The organism is Streptomyces sp. YS-3 (assembly GCF_045257485.1).
Lineage (GTDB): Bacteria > Actinomycetota > Actinomycetes > Streptomycetales > Streptomycetaceae > Streptomyces.
On the sequence record NZ_JBJHPC010000470.1, the window covers coordinates 1 to 5643 of the forward strand.

Annotated in this window: 5 protein-coding genes; 1 reads left to right on the top strand and 4 read right to left on the bottom strand. The window is 71.8% G+C overall.

Features of this window, described 5'->3' with window-relative positions; genetic code table 11:
- Window positions 1-163 precede the first annotated feature (163 nt).
- On the bottom strand, window positions 164-328 hold the full coding sequence (locus ACJA3G_RS28395; protein WP_406555894.1) for a hypothetical protein: 165 nt from the start codon (window positions 326-328) through the stop codon (window positions 164-166).
- Window positions 325-1128, bottom strand: a complete 804-nt coding sequence (locus tag ACJA3G_RS28400) for a CoA transferase subunit A (RefSeq protein WP_406555895.1) — start codon at window positions 1126-1128, stop codon at window positions 325-327. Before ACJA3G_RS28400 ends, ACJA3G_RS28395 begins: the two co-directional genes overlap by 4 nt.
- Before the next feature lie 190 nt (window positions 1129-1318).
- Between ACJA3G_RS28400 and ACJA3G_RS28405 the strand changes: the two genes are divergently transcribed.
- Entirely contained in the window at window positions 1319-1789 is a 471-nt protein-coding gene (locus ACJA3G_RS28405; RefSeq protein ID WP_406555896.1) for a MarR family winged helix-turn-helix transcriptional regulator, read from the top strand.
- A 15-nt stretch (window positions 1790-1804) separates the two neighbouring features.
- On the opposite strand, the gene ACJA3G_RS28410 is transcribed toward ACJA3G_RS28405, so the two are convergent.
- Both ACJA3G_RS28410 and ACJA3G_RS28415 read right to left on the bottom strand, forming a co-directional pair.
- Window positions 1805-3232 carry an FAD-dependent oxidoreductase gene (locus tag ACJA3G_RS28410; RefSeq protein ID WP_406555897.1) on the bottom strand — a complete coding sequence of 476 codons (1428 nt, stop codon included), beginning with the start codon at window positions 3230-3232 and terminating at the stop codon, window positions 1805-1807.
- Between the two features lie 178 nt (window positions 3233-3410).
- The gene (locus ACJA3G_RS28415) at window positions 3411-5468 is read right to left on the bottom strand and encodes a phosphocholine-specific phospholipase C (protein ID WP_406555898.1); all 2058 of its coding nucleotides are present in this window, start codon (window positions 5466-5468) and stop codon (window positions 3411-3413) included.
- Window positions 5469-5643 lie beyond the last annotated feature (175 nt).

Consider the following 5643-nt stretch of genomic DNA (forward strand, 5'->3'; position numbering starts at 1 on the left):
GGGTGGCGCGGCCGGCTGCCCACGTACGGCGGGAAGTCGCGCGGCGGGTGGTCGGCGTCCCGCACGGCGGCCCGGACCTCGGCGGCTCCGGTGGCGATGACATGCTGATCGAGACCGTCGGGCGCCGTGCCGTGGTGCTGACGAGATGTCATCCGTACCTCTTTCAGGCCGTTTTGAGCGCGTGCGGCTCCTTCAGCTCCGTCCGCCTGGGCGGTGGTGTCACCCCCACCCGCTCGACCCACGTCGGCGCGCCCGCCAGGGACCGCGCCGCGTCGACCTCCATCAGCACAGCGCCCCCGGGGGCTCCCCGGGCCGGCCCGTCGCTCATCCGGTCACACACTCCCTGAGCCACTGCTGGAACATCTCGCGGTCGCGCGAGACTCGGTCCCACTCGCGGTAGTAGTCGTTGTCCCGCTCCGAGTACCCCGCCGCGTACGAGGGATGGGCGCCGCCCGGCACCCAGGCGACGGCGTCGACGACCCACCCGGGCAGCACCACGCCTCCCGGACGCGGGTCCAGCTCCTCGACCAGCTCCTCGACGGTGACGAGCACCCGGTCGGCCGCGAGGACCGCCTCCTTCTGCACCCCGGCGAGCCCCCAGAGCTGGACGTTGCCCTCCCGGTCGGCCTGCTGGGCGTGGATGACGGTGACATCCGGGTTGACCGCGGCGACCGCCGCCAGCTCCTGTCCGGTGTAGGTGCAGTCGATGGTTGACAGCGTTGTCGTACGCCGTCCCAGATCGCTGCCCCGGTAGCCGTTGAGGAGCGCGAACGGCAGCCTGGAGGCGCCCGCCGCATAGCGGTTGGCCATCCCCGCGTGGCTGTGCTCGTCCAGCTCCAACGGCCGCGGCCAGCCGTTCTCGACCGCGTCCCGGAAGCGGTGCAGCGAACCCACCCCAGGGTTGCCGCCCCAGGAGAACACCAGCTTCCTGGCCAGCCCCGCCCCGATGAGCTGGTCGTAGATCACGTCCGGGGTCATCCGCACCAGCGTGAGATCGGTGATGCCCTGCCGGATGACCTCGTGGGCCGCCGCGAACGGAATGAGGTGCGTGAAGCCCTCCATGGCGACCGTGTCCCCGTCGTGGATCAGGTCGGCCACCGCCTCGCGCAGCCCTCGGATCTCGGCCATTGCTTCCCCCCTGCCCTTCGCTTCCCCGTAGCGGTAGGGTCAGTGTTTGGTCAGTGCACTGAGTACCTACCGCTCCCGAAGCTAACGGGACGACTCGGACGGGTCAACACCCGACGGGCGCTGAACACTTGACCGTACGCGGTTGACCGAAAGCGCTCGCTACGAGCGGCAGCACGAGAGGAACACGGCCGTGTCCGCAGTCGACTTGAGCAGCCACCCCGGGCATCTGGCCCGGCGTCTCCAGCAGGTTCACCACCTGCTGTGGAACACGATGGTCTCCGAGCAGACCACCTCCCCGCAGTTCGCCGTCCTCAACACCCTGGTCGCGGCACCGGGGCTGGACCAGCGGACCGTCGGCGAGCGCGTGGGCCTGGACCGGTCGACCATCGCCGAAGTCGTCAGCAGGCTCACCCGGCGCGGTCTGCTGCGCAAGACGCGCGACCCGCGCGACGGCCGGCGCTCGCGGCTCGCCGTCACCGAGGAGGGCCGCGCGGTGCACCGCGAACTCACCGTCCGCACGGGCCGGATGAACGAGGTCTTCCTCGCCCCGCTGGACCCCGCCGAGCAGGGCGTCTTCCTCGATCTGCTGCGCCGGGTCGCGGACGCGGCGGAGGGTCTGGGCCGCAGGGCCGAGGAGGTGCGGGAGGCGGAGGCGAGCTGACCCGGTCGTGACCGGTCAGCGGTCGCCGAGGGGTTCCTGGTCCTCGCGCCGACGCGGCGGCTCCTCGGGGGCCGGACGTACGGGGCCGAACAGCACCGCCTTCGCGATGGCGGGCGCGAACAGCGCGGACACCGGCGCGCTCAGATACAGCACGTCGCGGAAGACCCGGCCGACCACCGGGTCACCGGGCGCACGGGCCTCCACACGCCCGAGATACCACCCGGAGACCCGGTCGGCGAGGGTGCCGCGCGCCGCGCTGCCCGTCGCGGTCGGCATGTTCTTGTCCGACCCGGCCGAGATGTCCCAGGCCTGCCGCGAGGCGTCCAGCATCGCCTTCTGTACGCGCCGGGTCGTCGGCGTACGACGGGGGTCGGCCAGCGCGTCCCGCAGGGCCACGGCGCAGAGGGCGGCGACCGTCATGCCCTGCCCGTAGATCGGGTTGAAGACGCACTGGGCGTCACCCGTGACCAGGAACCCGGCGGGGCGCCTGCCCGGACGGTCGTAGCGGCGGCGGACGTTCGCGGTCGTGCGGTAGGCGAGCGCGGGCGAGTCGGCCTTGGCCGCGTCCAGCCACTCGCGGGTGATCGGATGCGGCAGCCGCTCGGCGAAGTCGGTGAACCCCCGGTCGTCCAGCGGGGGTTCGGCGCCGCGCAGCCCCGACAGGGTGACCATCCACCGGCCGCCCTCCGCGGGCAGGACCACCGCGCCGTACGTCTGGCCCGGGTTGGGCACGATGAAGTGGGGCTCCGCGCCGCTGTCCTCGCCCGTGCGGTAGACCCGGGTGGCGTAGGCGAGCCCGGTCTCCAGGGTCTCCTCGACGGCCGGTTCGGCGCCGATGGCGGTCAGCCAGTCGCCGGCCCGGCTGCCCCGCCCCGAGGCGTCGACGACGAGGTCCGCGGCGAGCGGCTGCGGCTCCCGGCCCACGGCGACGGCCGCCGCGCCCCGCTCGCGCAGCAGCACCCCGCGCACCCGCGAGGCGTCACCGACCAGACCCACGGTCTCGGTGCCCTCGACGAGTTCGATCCGCGGATTGGCCAGCACCCTGCGGCGCACCAGCCACTCCAGCAGGGGCCGTGTCGGACAGATGAAGAACGCGGTCTCCTCGGTGCGGCGGAACCAGCGGCCTCCCTGCCACTGCGCGATGTCGCTGGGCGCGCCGACGCGGGGTGCGCCGAGCGCCATCAGCTCCTCGCAGAAGCCCGGCAGCAGCGCGTCGTACGCGGCCTGGCCGCCCGCGATCAGCACATGGGTGTGACGGCTCTGGGGTACCCCGCCGCGCGGCTCCGGCCCGTCGGGCAGCCGGTCGCGCTCGACGATCGTGACCCGTTCGGCGTGCTCCGCGAGCACATGGGCCGCGAGCAGCCCCGCCAGGCTCCCCCCGACGACGACGGCGTGCCTTCCCCCGCTCCGGGGCGTGCCCGTCCCGTTCACCGTCTCCAGCAACGTACTTCCCCTGTCCGCCGTGGTCCGTGGCCGACCAGTATGGCGTGCCATCCCTCCCCAGAACCGGCGAAGTCACCCGATGTGGCCCGATCCGACCCCTCGTTCGGCGAAGGCGGCTCCGGGTACGCGGACCGGGCCGCCCCCCGCGGGGACGGCCCGGCCGTACGCGTCCGATCGCTCAGACGGTCAGGATCGCCGGGTCGCTGACGCCCGCCGCCCCGGTCTCCACATGTCCGGCGAACCGCCGCAGGAACACCGGACTGGCACTGGACACCACCGACACGTCGTACCAGCGCCTGCTCGCCGTCAGGTCGACCGTGTACGTGACGGTCGCGCCCGGCCGGACGGTCAGCGCCTGGGAGGCGCCGCCGTACCCGTTGGTGACCGTCAGGCGCGCGCTGGTCGTGCCCGCGTTGGTCAGCGTCAGGTCGAGGTTGCCGGTGACGGCGTTGTGCCGGGCCCGCACCTCGGGACCGGTGGCCTTGCCTGGGTTGCGGAAGGTGCGCAGGAACCCGTTGGGCCCGAAGACCGTGAGGTCGGTGGTGCCCTTGGAGTACGCGGTGTTCCAGGTGTCGATGAGAGTCTTGCCCGCCTCGGTGGTGTAGGTCCACGGCCCGTCGGTGCGGTTCGGGGAGGTCACCAGGAACTGGGCACCGGCCGAGGCGCCCCCGCCGAAGGTCAGCGTGAACCTGCCCGTGGCGGCGTTGGCCGAGCCGTCCACGTACGGCGTGTACCGCAGCGGCCGGGTCCTGCGCGAGCCCCGCTCCTGCCTGGGCACACTGCCGGTCGTGGGCGGCACCGGCACGTAGTCCGGGTGCCGGTCGCGGTCCGGCGGCGCATAGGCGGCGGTGGAGGGCAGCGCGGCGGGCGCGGTGTCGGACTTGGCGAAGTCGAACGCCGAGGTCAGGTCGCCGCAGATGGCCCGCCGCCAGGGCGAGATGTTGGGCTCCTGGACACCGAAGCGGCGCTCCATGAAGCGGATGATCGAGGTGTGGTCGAAGGTCTCGGAGCAGCTGTAGCCGCCGGTGGACCAGGGCGAGACGACGAGCATCGGGACGCGCTGGCCGAGCCCGTAGGCGCCCGCCGCGTAGGTGAGGCCACCGGTGTAGTAGTCGGCCGAGGTCGAGACCGTGGAGAGGCCCTGGTTGGCCGAGGAGGGCGGGAACGGCGGCACGACGTGGTCGAAGAAACCGTCGTTCTCGTCGTACGTGATGAACAGCGCGGTCTTCGCCCACACATCCGGGTCGGAGGTGAGCGCGTCGAGCACCTGCGAGATGTACCAGGCGCCGTAGTTCGCGGGCCAGTTGGGGTGCTCGGTGAACGCCTCGGGCGCGGCGATCCAGGAGATCTGCGGCAGCTTCCCGCCCTGCACATCGGCCTTGAGGATGTCGAAGAAGCCCTGCCCGGCCTTGGCGTTGGTGCCGGTGCGGGCCTTCTCGTACAGCGCGTCGCCCGGCTTGGCGTTGCGATAGCTGTTGAAGTACAGCAGGGAGTTGTCGCCGTAGTTGCCGCGGTAGGCGTCGTTGATCCAGCCCCAGCCGCCGGCGGCGTCCAGGCCGTCGCCGATGTCCTGGTAGATCTTCCAGGACACCCCGGCCTTCTCCAGGCGCTCGGGGTAGGTCGTCCAGCCGTACCCCTTCTCGTCGTTGCCCAGCACGGGCCCGCCGCCGGTGCCGTCGTTGCCGGTGTACCCGGTCCACATGTAGTAGCGGTTCGGGTCGGTGGAGCCGATGAACGAGCAGTGGTACGCGTCGCAGATGGTGAAGGCGTCGGCGAGCGCGTAGTGGAACGGGATGTCCTCACGGGTGAGGTACGCCATCGTGGTGGACGTCTTGGCGGGCACCCACTGGTCGTACTTGCCGTTGTTGAACGCCTTGTGGCCGCCGGCCCAGTCGTGGTTGAGGTCCTGGATGAACTGGAGGCCGAGGTTGTCGGCCTTGGGCCGGAAGGGCAGTACCTCCTTGCCACCGCTCTCCTGGTGCCAGACCGACTTGCCGCTGGGGAGCGTGACCGGCCTCGGGTCGCCGAAGCCGCGGACGCCCTTGAGCGAGCCGAAGTAGTGGTCGAAGGAACGATTCTCCTGCATCAGGACGACGATGTGCTCCACGTCCTGGATGCTGCCGGTGCTGCCCTGCGCCGGGATGGCGGCGGCGCGGGCGATGCTGTCGGACAGCATCGTGAGGGCCGCGGTGCCGCCGGCGAGCTGCATGAACCGGCGCCGATTGAGTTCAGCCATGAGTGAGGTGACCTCTGCAAGGGTGTGGGGACGGAAGCGACTCGGAGTGGAGTGTTCCAAGAACAGCGAGGAATACGGAAGACCCGGTGGCGGATCCGTGTCCGGCGGCGGTACGCGAGACGAACAGGACCCCGCCGCGGGGCGACGGGGTCCTTGGTGCGGGGCGCTGCGGGGT